Annotated in this window: 1 pseudogene; it reads right to left on the minus strand. The window is 27.5% G+C overall.

Going from position 1 to position 539, the window contains the following annotated elements:
* Positions 1 to 260 precede the first annotated feature (260 nt).
* Positions 261 to 539: pseudogene (locus AC1DTM_RS31185) on the minus strand (ATP-grasp domain-containing protein); the annotation flags it as partial.

Raw genomic sequence — 539 nt, forward strand, 5'->3', positions numbered from 1 at the left:
ATAATACACCACTTTGTTCCTCTTTTTCGAATATGTCCTTTCACTTAAAACATTCCTTCATTGATTTTTGAATCATGTTGTATAAGTCTAGTTGTAATTTTGCTTCTATGAAAATTACATGTTTGGACATATTAGCGATGGATATATTTTACCATATATAAATTAAATCATTTTGGAGTCTTCTATTTAGTAAATAAATTAAAATTATAAGAAATATGATTTTTAGTATATTTTTATCTGTTGGTGTATATATATTGTTTTTATTCTTTTTGGATTTCAAATGAAATTTCTTTAGCAGCTTCGAAGGCTATTTTTTTAGCTTCTGTTTTAAAATAGGCCGCTGCTAAAACGTATCCACATCGATGTCCCATTGATGTAGGTGGTTTTAGAAAAGTTCCTTTTTTAGGTTTTATATAAACTTTCTCTACACCAGGATATTTAGAACTACGGTTTTTCCCTGTAACTCGAATTAGTTTTCCTTTAGATTTAACTGTTAGGTAATGAGCGTGCACATATTTATAATGTTTTTTATTTAGTGA

This window comes from Bacillus sp. P4_D3 (assembly GCF_056401855.1).